At 26.0% G+C, this 18,198-nt stretch carries 14 protein-coding genes; 6 read left to right on the top strand and 8 right to left on the bottom strand.

The genetic code is table 11. From position 1 onward, the window contains the following. The first annotated feature begins 247 nt into the window (after positions 1–247). Positions 248–2,311: a methyl-accepting chemotaxis protein gene (locus BN346_RS17770; protein ID WP_040330382.1), complete on the top strand. Its 2,064-nt coding sequence runs from the start codon at positions 248–250 to the stop codon at positions 2,309–2,311. A gap of 40 nt (positions 2,312–2,351) precedes the next feature. Here BN346_RS17770 and BN346_RS17765 read toward each other — a convergent pair whose 3' ends face one another. Together BN346_RS17765 and BN346_RS17760 are read right to left on the bottom strand one after the other, a co-directional pair. Next, the gene (locus tag BN346_RS17765) at positions 2,352–4,367 is read right to left on the bottom strand and encodes a sodium-translocating pyrophosphatase (protein ID WP_040330381.1); all 2,016 of its coding nucleotides are present in this window, start codon (positions 4,365–4,367) and stop codon (positions 2,352–2,354) included. 886 nt (positions 4,368–5,253) lie between these two features. Beyond that, the gene (locus BN346_RS17760) at positions 5,254–6,714 is read right to left on the bottom strand and encodes a catalase (RefSeq protein WP_040330379.1); all 1,461 of its coding nucleotides are present in this window, start codon (positions 6,712–6,714) and stop codon (positions 5,254–5,256) included. A gap of 235 nt (positions 6,715–6,949) precedes the next feature. Here BN346_RS17760 and BN346_RS17755 point away from each other — a divergent pair, with 235 nt between their 5' ends. Then, on the top strand, positions 6,950–8,101 hold the full coding sequence (locus BN346_RS17755; protein ID WP_242838454.1) for an amidase domain-containing protein: 1,152 nt from the start codon (positions 6,950–6,952) through the stop codon (positions 8,099–8,101). 92 nt (positions 8,102–8,193) lie between these two features. Here the strand turns inward: BN346_RS17755 and BN346_RS17750 are convergent, their stop codons facing one another. From BN346_RS17750 to BN346_RS17740, 3 genes are all read right to left on the bottom strand, one after another. Next, entirely contained in the window at positions 8,194–8,949 is a 756-nt protein-coding gene (locus tag BN346_RS17750) for an N-acetylmuramoyl-L-alanine amidase (RefSeq protein ID WP_040330378.1), read from the bottom strand. Between the two features lie 587 nt (positions 8,950–9,536). Further along, positions 9,537–10,001 (bottom strand): UPF0158 family protein, encoded by a 465-nt coding sequence (locus BN346_RS17745; RefSeq protein ID WP_040330377.1) that lies wholly within the window; start codon positions 9,999–10,001, stop codon positions 9,537–9,539. Between the two features lie 32 nt (positions 10,002–10,033). Beyond that, entirely contained in the window at positions 10,034–11,833 is a 1,800-nt protein-coding gene (locus BN346_RS17740) for a MutS-related protein (protein ID WP_040330375.1), read from the bottom strand. Positions 11,834–12,145: 312 nt separating this feature from the next. On the opposite strand from BN346_RS17740, the gene nhaC reads away from it, so the two are divergent. Continuing rightward, positions 12,146–13,555 (top strand): Na+/H+ antiporter NhaC, encoded by a 1,410-nt coding sequence (nhaC, locus tag BN346_RS17735; RefSeq protein ID WP_040330374.1) that lies wholly within the window; start codon positions 12,146–12,148, stop codon positions 13,553–13,555. A 166-nt stretch (positions 13,556–13,721) separates the two neighbouring features. Here the strand turns inward: nhaC and BN346_RS17730 are convergent, their stop codons facing one another. Further along, positions 13,722–14,657 (bottom strand): dipeptidase, encoded by a 936-nt coding sequence (locus BN346_RS17730; protein WP_040330373.1) that lies wholly within the window; start codon positions 14,655–14,657, stop codon positions 13,722–13,724. A 608-nt stretch (positions 14,658–15,265) separates the two neighbouring features. On the opposite strand from BN346_RS17730, the gene BN346_RS17725 reads away from it, so the two are divergent. From BN346_RS17725 to BN346_RS21800, 3 genes are all read left to right on the top strand, one after another. Further along, positions 15,266–15,757 (top strand): YajQ family cyclic di-GMP-binding protein, encoded by a 492-nt coding sequence (locus BN346_RS17725; protein WP_040330372.1) that lies wholly within the window; start codon positions 15,266–15,268, stop codon positions 15,755–15,757. Between the two features lie 341 nt (positions 15,758–16,098). Next, on the top strand, positions 16,099–16,341 hold the full coding sequence (locus BN346_RS17720; protein ID WP_040330371.1) for an AbrB/MazE/SpoVT family DNA-binding domain-containing protein: 243 nt from the start codon (positions 16,099–16,101) through the stop codon (positions 16,339–16,341). Between the two features lie 229 nt (positions 16,342–16,570). Beyond that, entirely contained in the window at positions 16,571–16,723 is a 153-nt protein-coding gene (locus tag BN346_RS21800; protein WP_158644514.1) for a hypothetical protein, read from the top strand. A gap of 39 nt (positions 16,724–16,762) precedes the next feature. Here BN346_RS21800 and thiE read toward each other — a convergent pair whose 3' ends face one another. Beyond that, positions 16,763–17,386 (bottom strand): thiamine phosphate synthase, encoded by a 624-nt coding sequence (thiE, locus tag BN346_RS17715; RefSeq protein WP_040330369.1) that lies wholly within the window; start codon positions 17,384–17,386, stop codon positions 16,763–16,765. Continuing rightward, complete coding sequence (thiM, locus tag BN346_RS17710; protein WP_040330368.1) at positions 17,379–18,182, bottom strand: hydroxyethylthiazole kinase; 804 nt, start codon at positions 18,180–18,182, stop codon at positions 17,379–17,381. The genes thiE and thiM overlap by 8 nt, the downstream gene beginning before the upstream one ends. Positions 18,183–18,198 lie beyond the last annotated feature (16 nt).

The following is an 18,198-nucleotide window of genomic DNA, read 5'->3' as shown; positions in this document are numbered from 1 at the left end:
TTTTAAAATTTATTTATTGTTTTTTTCACTTTATATGTTATTATAAAATATATAAAATTTTACTTAATAAAGAATATATTTTATATATTTTTATATAAAAAGTTTTAATTTTAATGAAAAATTATTTAATAATTAATTTTTAGGGGTAAATTTTAATTATTTTTGACATGAAAATTTTAATACATTTCTCATTTAAATCATCCAATTATATAATAATTTATTAAAATATAACTTGGAGGTTTATTAGATGAAATTTTCACAGAAATCAAATACCAAATCTAAAAGTATAAAGTCTAAAATTTTGAAATTAATATTACCATTAACTATTAGTGCCATGCTTATAATTTCATTCATTTCTTATTCTTCTGCTAAAAATATTATTTATGATGAAATTACTGAAAAAATGGAATTTCAAACTAATAGTAGTGTTGAATATATCTCAAAATCATTAAATAGACACAGTAAAATTTCTCAATCTTTATCAAAAACTATTTCTACATTCAAAACAAACTTAACTGAATCTGAGTTTAAGGAACTTGTTGTTTCATATGCATCTACCAATGATGAAACTTTCGGTGTTGGAGTTTGGTTCGAACCTTATGCATACGATAAAAATATTCAATTTTATGCACCTTATTCATTTAAGGAAAATGGCAAACCTATATATACGAAAGATTACTTTTCCAAAGATTACACTAAAGACGAGTGGTATGAACTAGGTATAACTTCAAATAATGATATCAGTTGGTCTAATGCTTATATTGACCCAGTATCAAAAGTTAGTATGCTTACATCAGTTACACCTATAACTTTTGATAATAAACTTGTAGGTATTACTAGTGCAGATATAGATTTATCTAGCATACAAAATATGATTAAAGAAATAACAGTTGGACAAACTGGTCATGCATTTTTATTAAATTCTGATGGAACTTATTTATCATCTATTGATGAAAACAAAATTATGAATACAACTATTCAAGATGATCCAAATGATAGTTTGAAAAAAGTATCTTCTGAAATTTTAAATAATGATTCTGGTCTGACTCACTTTTTTAAAGATAGTGGAAAAAATTTAGCATTTTATCAAACAGTTCCTGAAACTAATTGGAAAGTGGTTTTATCTATACCTGAAAAAGAACTGTTATCTCCATTAAAAAATCTTGCCTTCAAAATAGGCGTTGCTATGATTATAATTGTATTAATTTTAATTTTTGGAATTAATAAATTGGCTGATATGATTACTAAAAAGATATCCTCTGTAAATAAATTAGCAAAAGCAATCTCTTATGGCGACTTGACATATAAAATTGAAGTTACTGATAATGATGAACTAGGCGAAATGTCTAATCATCTTAATAATATGAATTCAACTTTAAAAGATATAATAATTTCAGTATCTGAAGGACTTGAACAAGTAGTATCTACTTCTGAAGAATTATCAGCTAGTGCTAATGAAACTCAAGAAGCATCAAAACAAATTTCATCATCTATTGAAGAAGTTTTTAATGGCACCAATACTCAATTCAAAAGTTTTAATACTGCTTCCAATGATAGTTTAAATGTTTATGATAAAGTTTCTAAAATATCACATGATATAAACGGAATTACAACTTCATCTAACTTAGCTTACAATACAGCAAAGAATGGTAATGATGTAATTATTAATACTATAACTAATATGAAAGAAGTGAACTTAGCAGTTTCAGCTTCATCTGAAATCGTTAATTCTTTAAATCATAAATCTATAAAAATAGGTGAAATTTTATCATTAATAACTAATATATCATCACAAACTAATTTACTAGCATTAAATGCTGCAATTGAAGCAGCTAGAGCTGGAGAGCAAGGAAAAGGCTTTGCAGTAGTTGCTGAGGAAATAAGAAAATTAGCTGAGCAATCCTCAATTGCTACAAGTAATATTGATAATATTATAACTGAAATTCAAAAAGAAATCGAAGTTGCAGTAGTTTCTATGAACAATGGTACTAATTATGTAAATAACGGTATGACTTTAGTCGAAAATGCTGGAAATTCATTTAATGATATACTAGCTCAAGTTGCAGAAGTTTCTAAAAGCATGCAAAATATTTCAATTGTAATGAAAGATGTCCTTTCTAGCAGTGAATCTATGATTTCATCTATGAATGATTGTTCGGAAATATCAAAAGTTACATTATCAAATACACAAAATGTAACATCAGCAAGTGAAGAACAAACTGTTCTAATGGATGAAGTGTCTAAAGCTTCTGAGCAACTATCTAATATGGCTGTTGAGCTTCAACAAAATTTATCTAAATTTAAATTGTAACAAAAAGTAACTAGAATATTAATATTCTAGTTACTTTTTTCTATTTAAATAGTATGCCTCCATAATTTGCTATTATTGTAGCAAAAACTAATGATACTATAGTCATTAATTTTATAAGTATATTCATTGATGGACCTGATGTATCTTTAAACGGATCCCCTACAGTATCTCCAACTACGGCTGCTTTATGAGCATCACTACCTTTTCCACCATATTCTCCACCTTCAATATACTTTTTAGCATTATCCCAAGCACCTCCTGAATTAGACATAAACATAGCTACTAATACACCTGTTCCTAAAGCACCCGCAAGTGTTCCTGCTAAAGCTTCTGAACCTAATATTAATCCAACCACTAGAGGTATTATAATTGCTAATATTCCTGGAAGTAACATTTCTTTCAATGCAGATTCTGTAGATATTTCAACACATCTTGCATAATCAGGTTTTGTTTTTCCTTCCATTATACCCTTCTTTTCTTTAAATTGTCTTCGTACTTCTTCAACCATTTGCATAGCAGCTTTTCCAACAGCTTGCATAGTTAATGCTGCAAATAAAAATGGTATCATACATCCAATTAACAAACCAACAAGTGTTAATGGATTTAATAAATTTATAGAATCTAAATTTACAGCTTGTGCATATGAAGCAAATAATGCTAATGCAGTTAGAGCTGCTGAACCTATTGCAAAACCTTTTCCTACAGCAGCCGTAGTATTTCCAACTGAGTCCAATTTATCTGTTATTTCCCTAACATTATGTGGAAGTTTTGACATTTCTGCTATTCCCCCAGCATTATCCGCTATTGGACCATATGCATCAACAGAAATTATAATTCCAGATGTGGCAAGCATACCTACTGCAGATAATGCTATTCCATATAGTCCTACATTTTTGTTATTTGCTCCTCCAATCATAAAGTATGATAATAAAATTCCAACTGCAATTAATATTATAGGTATAACTGAAGATTTCATTCCAACTGCTATTCCTTCAATTATGTTAGTTGCTGCACCAGTTTGAGATTTTTCTGCAATACTTTTTACTGGTTTGAAACTATCTGAGGTATATACTTCTGTAACCTTTCCAATAATGACACCCACTAAAATCCCTACAAATACTGAATAAAATGGTTTTATTGAGCCTAATGTATAATAACTTAAAATTAATGAAAATATAGCCATAAGTAAAACAGATATATACATTCCTAAATTTAAAGTTTTTTGTGGATCACCCTTTTTTAAATTTTTCACTACAAATATACCTATTATTGAGGAAATTATACCTACACTTGCTAAAATAATAGGAAATACTAAAGTATTTTTACCTAAAATTGATCCAACAGTTGCACCAAGTGTTAATGCTGATATTATTGATCCAACATATGATTCAAATAAATCAGCTCCCATTCCAGCTATATCTCCTACATTATCTCCTACATTGTCTGCTATTACAGCTGGATTTCTAGGATCATCCTCAGGTATGCCGACTTCAACTTTACCTACTAAATCAGCACCTACATCAGCAGCTTTTGTATAAATTCCACCACCAACACGTGCAAATAGTGCTATAGATGATGCTCCAAGACCAAATCCTGTTATATATTCAGTATTAAAATTAAATATAATTGCTAAAAATGAAAGTCCTAAAAGACCTAATCCTACAACAGATAGTCCCATAACAGCACCACCTGAAAAAGCTATAGATAAAGCTTCATTTTTCCCTTTTCTTGCTCCCTCAGCTGTTCTTACATTAGCCTTAACTCCCACCTTCATACCGGCATATCCGGCTGTCATTGAAAATATAGCACCTAAAACAAAACTTATTGCTGTGTTGATATGAAGAAATATTACTATAGCTATGGCCACAACAGTTATAAATATCCCCAAATACTTATATTCCTTTTTTAAAAAAGCCATTGCCCCTTCACTTATATAAGTAGATATCTCCTTCATTTTTTCATTTCCAGCTTCTTTTTTAGTAATTTGATTGGAAATGAACAATGCACTACATAAAGTTATAATTGCCACAACCATAGCAATAACTAAAAATTTCATAATATTTAACCCCCAACTTATTATTTACTTTTAATATATTGCCTTAATATGTAAATGTCAATTATAAAACCTATAGATAACACAAATTTAAAACTTTGTACTTATTCTCATTACAAAATTGCATTTTTCATTAGTTAAACTTCATTAAACTGTTTACATTTGTCGCATTATAACAGTTTAAATTATTTTTAATTCATATTTATGTCTTTACAGCAAGTGTGTTTTTATTCATTAATTAAATTTTTAACTTATTTTATATTCTACTCTCTCGTACTTTTTGAAAGTTAAAAGTTTTATTTATTTAAATTTAAACTTAAATTTACCTTATATAAATTTGAAATAGATTGTTCTTTATATATAAGTTTTACTAATATTAATTGAAATTCCTATGCTTTAAATTTTAAAGTAATTTGATTTTTAATTTACTTATAGTTAAACTATTATGTATTTATAATATATATACTTATTATTAATTTTACTTTTAATATTTTTATAACTACACTCCTATAAAAAAAACTCCTTGTTTTGTTAAATTGGTAACTATTTTTCTTATTTAATTTATTTCTTTTATGTTACATTTTTGTAAACATTAGTTTTTTATTATGTTTTTAACTATCATCACTCTAAAAATTTTTCATCTTTAAGTAAAAAAATATCTAAGGACTGATATATATTATATTTAAGTTTTACTATAATTTTTTATACACTTTATTTTAAATTTCATTCCTCCAGATATAATTAACTCTTCTTCACCTAAAAACATTACATCTTTATATTTCACATCATTATTAAACTAAATTTTATATTATTATACAAAAGATGACTTCTAAAAATTATAGAAATCATCTTTTCAACTTTTAAATTCCATGAATAATAGTATTCATTTCTATTTATTATATTCTTGTAATTTACATTTTACATTTTCTCCATATTCTTTATTACATTTTCTAAATAATTCTATAGCTTTAGATTGTATTTTTCTATCTACATTTCTTAAGTCATAAGCTAAGTTATCTATTAAATGTTCTTTTTCTTCTTTTGAATAAGACATATATAAATTTCCTGCTTGATTAAAATCATTGGTAAGTTTGATTTTTTTTCTTTCTACTTTACCTTCAACATATATAGGACATATTTCCTTTTCTTTATATTCTATAGGCCTATTATCATTTAGTGAATTAGGTTTATAATTAACTTTTCCATCTCTATAACAATACTCCATTGAACCATCTTGATTTATATTGTTAACTGGAACTTTAGGCCTATTAATTGGTAATTCTTCAAAGTTGCTTCCTATTCTATGTCTTTGACTATCATGATATGCAAAAAGTCTTCCTTGTAAAAGTTTATCATATGAAGCTTCTATTCCTGGTACTAAATTTGCTGGACAAAATGCAGCTTGTTCAACTTCTGCAAAAAAGTTTTTTGGTGCATCTGTTAATGTTAACTTTCCTACTTTCATAAGTGGTAATAAATCTTCTGGCCATGTCTTTGTCGCATCTAAAGGATCAAAATCATAACTAAATTCATCTTTCACATCCATAATTTGAACAAACAATTCATACTCCACATTTTTTCCTTTATTTAAAGTGTCATATAAGTCTCTTACTGCTACATCTGGATCTATCCCTGCAAGCTTCTCTGCTTCATGCCTATCTATTGTTCTAAGTCCTGAAAGTGGTTTCCAATGATATTTAACATATACTCTTTTTCCTTCTTCACTAACCCAAACATATGTGTTTACTCCAAAACCTTCTATAGTTCTAAAACTTTTTATTGTTCCTCTATCTGAAAATAGAAATGTAATCATATGAATTGATTCTGGTGTGTTAGTTACAAAGTCCCAAAATCTATTTGCATCTGGTATATTAGTATCTGGTGATGGCTTAAAAGCATGAATTAAATCTGGAAATTTTATTGCATCTCTTATAAAAAATACTGGAAGATGATTTCCTACTAAATCATAATTACCTTCCTCTGTATAAAATTTAACTGCAAATCCTCTTGGATCTCTTAATGTATCTGCAGACCCCTTAGAACCTATAACTGTAGAAAATCTAACAAATACAGGTGTTTCTTTATTGGGTCCATTTAAAAATTTAGCCTTTGTATATTTTTTCATTGAATTATACAACTTAAAATATCCATAAGCTCCAGCACCTTTTGCATGAACAACACGTTCTGGAATTCTTTCTCTATTGAATGATGCTAGTTTTTCTATAAGTTGTACATCAGTTAAAACTACTGGACCTCTTTCTCCAACTGTTAAAGAACTTTCATCGTTTGATATTAAAACCCCTTGGTTAGTAGTCAAATAATCATTATTTTCTAAACTTCTTCGACTCATATATCCTCCAATATTATACTTATATATTAATACATTATATTTATATGTTTATTTCTTTATTACCTTATAAAGCATGCTAGAACTATACTTAACTTATATATTTTTAAACTTTATTATATAATTTGTATTTTTTTCGATGTTTTTTTCATTTTAACAATTATTAAATACACATAACTTAAAAGTAATTTGCACAAACTATTTATTATAAATTCAATACTAAAAGGAGATATTTAATGTGAAAAAGACTATTGTAAAGTCAATAATATGCACTTTCATAAGTTTATCATTGCTAATTTCTAATTTTAATTCAGTTTTTGCACTTAACTTTGATGACGATGACAATTTATATTCAGAAGTCTTTGATACTTCATCATCAACAGATGAAAGTGTTCTTAAAGATGAATTTACTGAATTATTAATGGACTTATTTTCAAAACGAAATAGTGCAATACTCTCTGGAAATTGTGAACAATTAAAAAGCTTCTATAATTTAGACAAAAAGGTTAGCTTATATGCTTATGAAAATGAAGTAAAAAAAATTAACTATTTAAAAAATTGGTGTGAAAAACAATCCGTTAACTTTAATAATATTGATGCTATTATTAAAGTTAGAAAAGTTCGTGAACGAGAACCTAATTTATTTGGAATAACTTGTAACGTTTCCAGCGAATTTGATTATACTTATACAACTAATCCTGATGAGCATAATAAATTCAAACTTGGTACCTCTCATTATTTGCATTTGTTAAAAGATGGTGATAAGTACATAATAACAAAGGAATGGTATACAGATCCTTTTTCTGATTCTTTAGATCTTGAAAACATAAATTCCGACAAAATTAAAGAATATATACTTTCTAGAAAAGCTGAAGAAATCACACTAGATGAAAGAACTCAAAATGCAATTGATTATGCACATAAATTCTGTGGTTTATGTGATGAAACTGATTATATTTTTAAATATAATAAAGATTACACTAATTTCAATCCAGCTGGTGGTGATTGTGCTAATTTTGCATCTCAGATTCTTTATGAAGGTGGAAGGTTTAAAAAAAATAAAACTTGGAACTACTTAGGTAAAGATGGTTCTAAAGCATGGGTAAATGCACAAGCTTTTAAAAATTATATGGTTAATAGTGGTAGAGCATCCTATATTGCTAAAGGTACTTATGAACAAATTTATAAAGATGCCTATAATCTAAGACCTGGAGATTTTGTTGCATATGAAAAAGGTGGAAAAATAGTTCATGTATCTACTGTTACAGGGTTAGATTCTAAAGGTTACCCATTAGTTACCTGTCATAATACAGATAGACTATTGGTTCCATATGATTTAGGTTGGAGCAATTCAAATATTAAATTCCATCTAATTGATGTTCACTATTAATTTTTTATAGTTAATAAAAAAAAGAGAATGATTAAAATAAATTTTCACTCTCTTTTTTTGTACTTTAAAATTTATTAATATAAATGTATAACTTATTCAATATTTTTATCTTCGTTGCATTTAATTCTATATTCATCTACTGAATTTGCAACTACTTCCATTAATTTTTGTTGATAATTTTCATCACATAACATTTTATCTTCATTCCAATTGCTCATAAATCCCATCTCTAATATGACAACTGGCACTTTAGACCAATTAAATCCTGTCATGTCACCTCTTTCAAATACTCCATTAACTTTTATACCGCACTCTTCTAAATGTTTTTTCATAATGTTTCCATATACATTGCTTTCTTCATATATAGCTGTTGTATGTTTTCCTGTTTTAGATGGTATTAGAATAGATGCACCTGTTTTTCCCGAATCATTTATTCCATCACAATGTATTCTTATAACTAAATTAGCGTTTTTATCATTTGCAAATTGTGCTCTTTCTGCATTGCTGATATTTACATTATGTGTTTCTCTTGTCATAACAACTTTATAACCCTTATTTTCAAGTAATGTTTTTAATTTTTGAGATGCCTCTAGATTTACTACATATTCTGGTTTTTTTGTAGCAACACCTGCTGTTCCAGATGATACTCTAGGTTTTTTTTGTGATGATCCTGGTGCTATCGGTTCACCCTTAGAGTCACCTTTTTCTTGATGTCCAGGATCAATACAAATAATAAAATTTTCTTTTGTATTATCTAAATTTAAAGCTTTTACTACACCACTACTTAGATTTAGTGTGATTACTAACATTAATATTATAACTAATTTTATTTTGTAACCTTTTTTCATTAAAATTCCTCCTTAGATTAACACATTTATATTTAATAAATTGTGAAATTTAAATACATCTGTTTCTTTTTAATAAACTATATATATTTATTATCTCTCTTTTAAAAGGAATTTATTAAATATATAACTTTTTACTACTATTCCTTTTTAAATTTGTTGCACTTGTAATATTGAAATTTCCTTCTTTCATTAACAATAATTATTTAATACAATAAATAATTATTAATTTAACTTTACAAATTAATCTTATTTATCAAATTTACAAATAGTCTATTTTAATCATATATTTATCTATTTTTAATGAATTTAGTTGATTTTAAATTAAAATTATTTCTTTTTAATAAACATTTAATTATTTGTATTGACCATTTTTATAGCTTATATATAATTTAATTATAGGATACCTATTTTTTACTTTTCAGTTAAATTAAAGTTTTATTTTATTAAAAATTATTATTTATTGCAAAGTTTTTAAACTTATATAATAATTTTTATAAAAACTATATCATTCAAATTCCCTTATTTAATTTATTCATAAAATAAAGAAGTAGTAATTTCCCCATTACTACTTCTTTATTTTTAATATATTAAATGCAATCTAAACTCTTATCTTTACACCATTCTATTATAAATTTTTCAAATTCATTATCTCTAACCTTATACCATTCATCAATTAGTCCACACGAATATAGTGAACTTTTAAATTGTCTAAATGCACTTTCTCCTTGAACATCTGAATTCAAAAGTTTAAGAAACTCTTCATTGTTGCAGTTTTTTATGAATTTCTCCATTGTACTATATTCATCAAATTCATCTCTATTTGGTAATTTAATATAATCACATGGATTTTCTATAAAATCTTTGGCTTCTAAAATTATATCTTGTTTCCATTCATCTATTTCTTCAATATTTTTATCAGATTCTGCAAGTTCTATATCCTCTTTAGATAGCATAACTATTTTACCAGTTAATTTATTATAATAATTATTTATATCATCTAACTCCATCTCATATATTTCTATTATCTCTTTTAAACTTATTTTGTATCTCATATTTTAATCTCCTATATTCTTTACTTTAGTTTCTATTCTTCTAAAATTTCAATGCCTATCATATTCATTAAATACTTTGCATTAGTAGATGTAGCCTTTCCACTTTTCATTTTATAGTCAAAAAATATTTTATTTTCCTTATAGTGTTCAGAAAAATGATAGTTTTTTATTCTGTTATATTTATCTAATGTACATAACTCTAAATCATGTGTAGTTATACAACCAATCACACCTATTCTATTAAGATTAGCTAAAACATTCAATGCCCCTGTTATTCTATCACTAGAATTTGTTCCTCTAAATATTTCATCTATTAAAAATATCATATCTTTCTTTTCTTTAGAATAATCTATTATTTTTTTAATTCTTACAAGTTCTGCATAAAATGTAGATACTCCATTTTTAAGTTCATCACTTATTCTCATAGATGTAAATATGTTCATTACTGAGCAAGTCATATCACTTGCACATACAGGTGCACCACTATATGCTAAAACTAAATTTATTCCAATTGTCCTTAAAAATGTAGTTTTTCCTGACATATTAGAACCTGTAATAACTAAAATATTATCATCCATATTTAAATCATTATTTACTCTAGCATTTTGATTTATTAGTATATGACCTAAATTTTCAGCTTTTATTAGTCTTTTATCTTCTTTAATTTTAGGATAACATATATCTTTATTTATATGATTAAGTACAGCTAAACTCATAAGGCTTTCTATTTCACCTATTGATACAATATATTTTTCAAGTTTATCATAATATTTTTCTTTCCACTTTTCTAATGAAAATATACACTGATAATCCCATAAAAATAATCCATTCAATATAAAAAATAAAAAAGGATTAAATCTTAATCTAATTTTTATCATTATATTATCTAGTTCCTTCATAGCACTTAAAGAATCACTATTTTTACTAAATAATATTTCTTTTATTTCTTTTAACTTTTCACATTTAAACTCTTCCTTCTCTAATAACTTAAGAATTTTATAATATTTATCAAAACCATCTTTAAATTTATTTATTTCATCAAAACTATTATTTATTTTTGCAAGTCCTATTGACCATATAAATAATTGTATTGCAAAGATTAAAATCATTACTTTGTAAAAATTTATAACTTTAAATATCAATACAAATAGTAATAAAGGTACTGTTATCATTGGTAGTATATATATAATTTTTTGAAGTATTTTAGAATTTGTAAGCTTATCATTTTTTCTAGAATACTCTATTAATTTTTCCTCATTTTCTAATTTTCCCTTTAAATCTTTTGTGCAATATTCTATGTTTTGACATAGCTCTAAATTATCTTTTAATTCTTTTATTGCCTCTTGTCTTCTTAAGATTTCTTCTTTGTTACACAGTGGATTTAATAGTGTTTTTGCTAAAGTTTTTCTTCCTATGGAAGTATTTGTTGTATTTACAAGTTGAAATAGAGATTCTTTACCAACTATATCCAAATCATAAGAGTATTGATGATTTTTATTTATAAATTCTTCCCCTATATCTTTAAAATTAATCCATTCACCATTAATTCTACTTATATAATCTTTATTTATTTCATACATACCTTTTGCGTATGATAATTTTTCACTTATTTTCCTGTGATATATAACTAAAATAATAAATGCTATATAACTTACTACTGCTATTATCCTATAAAATGTATTTATACCTATATTTAATGCTGCATAAGTAAAAAATACAGACCATAAAAATATAATAAGCCTCATTACTCCTATAAAGTTATAAGTTTTATTATATTTCTTAACTTTTTCATCATACTTATCAGTATTTTTTTTAAAATTATCCTCTAACACTAGCTTCCTCCTATTTATTGTATTTAATAAGTTTTAATCATAATAAAAAACATATAATATCATTTTACCACTTTTATCAAATTTCTAAAGAGTATTTATGTAAATTTACAAAATACTTATATTTTTGCTTTATTGTTGTAATGAGTTATTTTAATAAAGTATTAATTTTTTTAAATTTTATACAAACTATTTATTATATAAACAAACTGTATACTTTGTAAATTTTTACATTTCATCCTATTTTATAATTTTTTTTGTATTATAATCAAATAAATAAACTTATTTTTTAATGATTTTAAGGGAGTTGATTTTATGAATAATAATCCTAAGCCTAAGGTTTGGGAAGCATTAGTTCCAATATTAATCTTAATTGTAACTTTAGGATGTGCAATAATCTTATTTGATGCTTCACCTCATATTCCACTTGTCATTGGTGCTGCAGCTGCTGCATTAATGGCTATAAAAGTAGGATTTAAATGGAGTGATTTAGAAAAAGGAATTGTTAAAACAATAAATTTATCACTAGAGGCAATAATTATACTAATGATTATTGGTATTGTTATAGCTTCATGGATAGCTTCTGGTACTGTTCCTACTTTAATTTACTATGGACTTAAAATTCTATCACCATCCATATTCTTAGTTGCTACCTGCATAATTTGCTCTATTGTCTCCGTTTGTACTGGAAGTTCATGGACTACTGCTGGAACTGTAGGTGTTGCCTTAATGGGGGTAGGATCTGGCCTTGGAATTAATCCTAGTATGACTGCTGGTGCTATAATATCTGGTGCCTACTTTGGAGATAAAATGTCTCCACTATCTGACACAACAAATCTTGCTCCTGCTGTTGCAGGTTCAAATCTTTTTGATCACATAAAACATATGGTATATACAACTGGTCCTAGCCTTATTATATCTTTGATTTTATTTGGTATATTAGGTGCTGGATTTAGTGGAAAAGCTTTAGATGTTTCACAGATAGACTTAATCACAAAAGGACTTGAAGATAACTTTAATTTAAGTCTCTTAACATTAATTCCACCTATTGTAGTTCTAATAATGGTTTCGAAAAAATTACCTGCTACTCCTGTACTTCTACTAGGATCATTACTTGGTTGTATTCTAGGAGTATTTCTTCAAGGTATTGCTCCTGGTGAGTTCTTTTCAATTCTAAATGATGGTTTTGTTATTAATAGCGGTGTACCTATGATTGATAAACTTCTTAGTCGTGGTGGACTCCAAAGTATGATGTCTACAGTTGCTCTAATATTTTGTGCCATGTCCTTTGGTGGTATAATGGAATATGCAGGATTTTTAAATATATTAGCTGAAAAAATTCTAAAATTAGCTGTTAATACAGGTTCTTTAGTTCTTATAACTGTAGTTTCTTGTATTACATTAAACTTTTTAACTGGAGACCACTATCTTTCAATTCTAATTGGTGGCAGAATGTATAAAGATGAATTCGAAAAAAGAAATTTAGCACCTAAAAACCTTTCTAGAATATTAGAAGATGCTGGTACAATAACATCACCTTTTGTTCCTTGGAGTACTTGTGGTGCATTTATGAGCAAAACATTAGGTGTTGCAAATTTTGCATTTTTACCATTTTGTTTTTTAAATTTAATAAATCCTATAATATCTATAATATACGGATTTACTGGAATAACCATGGCTAAAATTGATGAAGATAAACCTATTGGAAAGAATTTATCTATGTAATCTTTAATTTTTATTTTCTTTATATATAAGATCAAAGTCTTAGATATAATCTATAAATTACAATGCTTTAGCTAGACTTGTTTTTGTCAAACTATAAATAACTATATAAGAAAAGAGGTAATATATTTTATAGCCAAATAAAATATATTACCTCTTTTATTCATAATTATTTTAATATCTCTTTTAAAACTCTCTCTGTATTTCTAAAGAATATTTTTTCTATTTCATTATCTTTAAAACCTTCTTTTTGTAATCTATCACTTAATTTCATCATTTCTGATGTATTCCTTATTTCTACTTCATTATCTATTCCATCAAAATCTGAACCTAATGCTAAAATATCTATTCCACCCACATTATATATATGTTTTATATGAGCTATCATTTCATCTATGCTCGAAACTTCTAAATCTCCTAAAAAATCTGCACAGAAATTTAATCCCATAACTCCGCCTTTATCAGCTAATTTTTTTATCATTTCATCAGTTAAATTTCTAGGATGATTAGTTACATATCTTGAATTGGAATGAGATGCTACAAATGGCTTTTTACATATATCAACTAAGTCATAAAACCCACCATCTGATAAATGAGAACAATCTGGTATTATTCCTAGCTCTTCCATATATTCAACTATCTCTTTTCCTTTTGGAGTTAAACCTTCATTTTTATATTGAAATCCACAATTTGGATATCCTAATTTATTAGGATAGTTCCATGTAAGTGTTATGAGCCTTACCCCTAAATCATAAGCCTCTTTTACCCTTTCAATTTTACCATCTAAAACTTCGCCTTCCTCAATTGTCAGGAAAGCTCCTATTTTACCTTCTTTATTGCATTTTGTAAGTTCTTGAAAACTTCTTACTACTTCTATTTCCTTATTATTAATTTCTATTTCTTTCATAAAATTATCATATTGCTTTTTAAATTCTAAAAATGGATCCTCTGTATGTTCTAATTCTATAAAAAAAGCAAAAAATTGAGCTAATGCATTACCTTTTTTTAACTTATTTATGTCTACCTTTAAATTACTTTCTTTTAAATTTAAGTTTTGATAAAGAAGTGCACTTGCAGTATCACAGTGCATATCAATAAAATTCATTACTATTCCCCCTTTTTAGTCATATTAAAAATTAACATTTATATATATAGATTAACATTTTTTTATATAAATTTCGAACTAAATTAATTTTATGTCTTATTTATACCTCAAATAAAATTAATATAATATTTATCCATAAAAAGTTTATTTTCAAGAATAAATTTCAAATATAGAAAAACAAGTTCAAAAATGAAATTACTCCTATTTAAATTGAAAATTCTAATTAATTTAATTGAAAATTGAAAGTTGAAAGTGAATGTAAAAATTTGATTTCCAATTTTAAATAATGATTTTTTATTAAATTTGCTAAGCAAATTAGTTGAAAACAATATAAAAACGTAGTTTTTAGGTATTTCTATTTTAAATATTAAGAACGAAGTGAGTAATATTCACCATCACTATTCACTTTTCACTCTTACTTTTTAATTGGATTCCAACATGATAATTGAATAAACTATAAGCTTAATACTATCACTTAATAAAGATATTATTTAAAATTTGAATTTGGAACCCTATGTTGTTTTATTTTTTTATTAGTGTATAATTATAAAGTATATGTTTATAATATTTTAAATATAATATATGTTCACTATTTAGGAGGATTTGAAATGGCAAGTAGTTACTCATTTGATGTTGTATCAGAAGTTGATATGCAAGAAGTTGATAATGCAATTAATCAAGCATTAAAGGAAATTAAACAAAGATATGATTTTAAAGGTTGTAAAGCTTCTATAGAACTTTCAAAAGATGAAATTAAAATTGTATCTGATGACGAGTACAAATTAAATGCAGTTATAGATGTTTTAAAAGGTAAACTTATAAAAAGAGGTGTTTCAGCAAAGGCTTTAGATATAAGCAAGATTGAAAATGGTTCTTTAGGTAGTGCTAAAACAACTGCTAAAATAATAAATGGAATTTCTAAAGAAAAAGCAAAAGAAGTAGTTGCTGAAATTAAAAGCAGTAAAATCAAAGTCCAAACTCAAATACTAGATGAAAAATTAAAAGTTACTGGCAAAGACAAAGATGACTTACAAGCTACTATACAACTTTTAAAATCTAAAGACTTTGGAATAGACTTACAATTTACAAATTATAGATAATTTAAAACCTATGATTTTTTTCATAGGTTTTTTTTATTTTATTCTACATATAATATACTTTGATATTAATCTCATTTCATATATATTACATTTTATATATTTTTCTAAATTTTTTATTTAAATTAAATAAAATTTCCCCATTGTAAAAATTTTTTATTTAACAACTTGTACATTATGTATATTTTTAGATTAATTGGATAATTTAATAATATAGTTCCACTGTTATAAAGTTTTTTATATTTTTTACATCAAAACTAACACCTATATAAGTAAGTTTTGATAATATATACTATAAGTGTTTTTTCACTTATAAATTTATCGTAGCGATTAGGAGGATAAAAATGAAATCAACAGGTATAGTTAGAAGAGTAGATGAGTTAGGTAGAATAGTAATACCTATAGAGCTTAGGAGAACTTTAGATATTGAGATTAAAGATGCATTAGAAATATATGTAGATGGTGATCAAATAATTCTAAAAAAATATGAACCAGCATGTATATTCTGTGGCAATGCTAGAGATGTAGAAAACTATAAAGGAAAAAATATTTGCAAAAGCTGTCTTGCTGAATTAAATCAAAAATAAATATAAAACTATATAAAGAAAGTGACTTTTATTTGATATTAGAGATATTTTTTTCTTTATTGTTATAAAAAGTCACCCTTTATATATATAAGTCATAATATAGAATATAAACTAATCTAAATAATAAAGTTTAGATTAGTATTATATTAACAACAAACTTATTTTTATATTAGGAATCTTAATAAAACAAAATGATTTTATAAGATTCCTTCTAAATGGGGGTTATAAAATGGATGAACTTTGGTTCTTTATTATATTATTATTTTTCTGGCCAGTAATAGGTCCTTGTGGCATAATAATTCTACTTCTTTTATTCGGAGGATTTGATGATGATTGTGGCTGTGGCTGTGATTGTGGATGTGACTATGGCTGGGACTTTTAATAAATTTAGAAAAGGGTCAGTAAATTGACCCTTTTCTTCTTATTTTATAAAAAAGCTTTTCAAGTTTTTAGCTGCTAATTCTATATCATTTTCAGAAAGTATAGCACTAACAACAGCTATACCATCTATATTACATTCTATTACCTCTTTTGCATTATTCTTATCTATTCCACCTATAGCAACTATAGGTATTTTTATATTATCTCTTATTTCTTTTAACATATTTAATTTAACATTTTTAGCATCTTTTTTAGTGCTTGTACTATAAATAGCCCCTATTCCTAAATAATCTGCTCCATCCTCTACAGCTTTTTTAGCTTCTTCCAAATTTGACACTGATATTCCTAATACTTTATTTTTTCCTATTAATTCTCTAACTACTTTAGCTGGAATATCATTTTGTCCAACATGAACTCCAGCTGCATCTATTGCTAGTGCAATATCTACTCTATCATTTATAATAAGTGGAACATTATATTTATCAGTGATTTCTTTAACTTCAATTGCATATTCAAGGAAATCTTTTCCACCACACTCTTTTTCTCTTAATTGAACTAGAGTTACGCCACCTTTAATAGCATTTTCTACCTCATCTTTCAAATCTCTATTTTTTAAAATATTTCTATCTGTCACTAAATACAGTGAGTAATCTATTTTATTCAAAAATTACATCTCCCATCTCTAACTGCTTTTCATCTAACAATGATAGTTTATCTATTATACCTACTCTTAAACTTCCAGTGCCCTCACCTTGTTTTAAGTCTTTAACAGCATTTTCACCACACAAACTCATAGAAAGTGTACCTAATGTTGCAGCTATAAATCCATCCTTAATTGCGCCTATGTATGAACCTATTAAGGATGCTGTCATACATCCTGTTCCCGTTATTCGTGCCATCATCTCATGTCCATTATTTATTTTGGCAACTTTTTTCTTATAACATATGACATCTTCTTTTCCTGTAATCACTACTGTTGTGTCTAACTTTTCTGACAATGCTTTTCCTAGCTCTACTGCATTTTCCATATTTTCTATTGAATCAACACCTTTTACAGTAATATTAAGTCCCAATATACTTTTTATTTCAGCCATATTTCCTTTTATTACATCAAACTTAATATTTTTAACTAAATCTTCTAAAAGTTTCTTTCTCGCTGATGTTGCACCTGCCCCTACTGGATCTAAAATTACAGGTTTTTTTAATCTATTTGCTATCATCCCTGCCTTTTTCACTATATTAATCATTGATTTATCCATAGTTCCTATATTTATAACTAATGCTGATGCAAAACTTAAAATTTCCTCTAGTTCATCTTCACAAAAACTCATAAGTGGTGATGCACCTATTGCTAAGGTTACATTAGCACAATCATTTATTGTTACAGCATTGGTTATATGATAAACCAACGGTTTCTTTTCTCTTACTACATTTATGTACTTTGAAAATTCATTTATCATAATTATCCCTATTACC

Origin of the sequence: Clostridium ihumii AP5, assembly GCF_000612845.1 — a bacterium.
Classification (GTDB): Bacteria; Bacillota; Clostridia; order Clostridiales; family Clostridiaceae; genus Clostridium_J; species Clostridium_J ihumii.
Note: the sequence above shows the minus strand (reverse complement) of the source record. Positions and strands in the feature narration are given on the sequence as shown.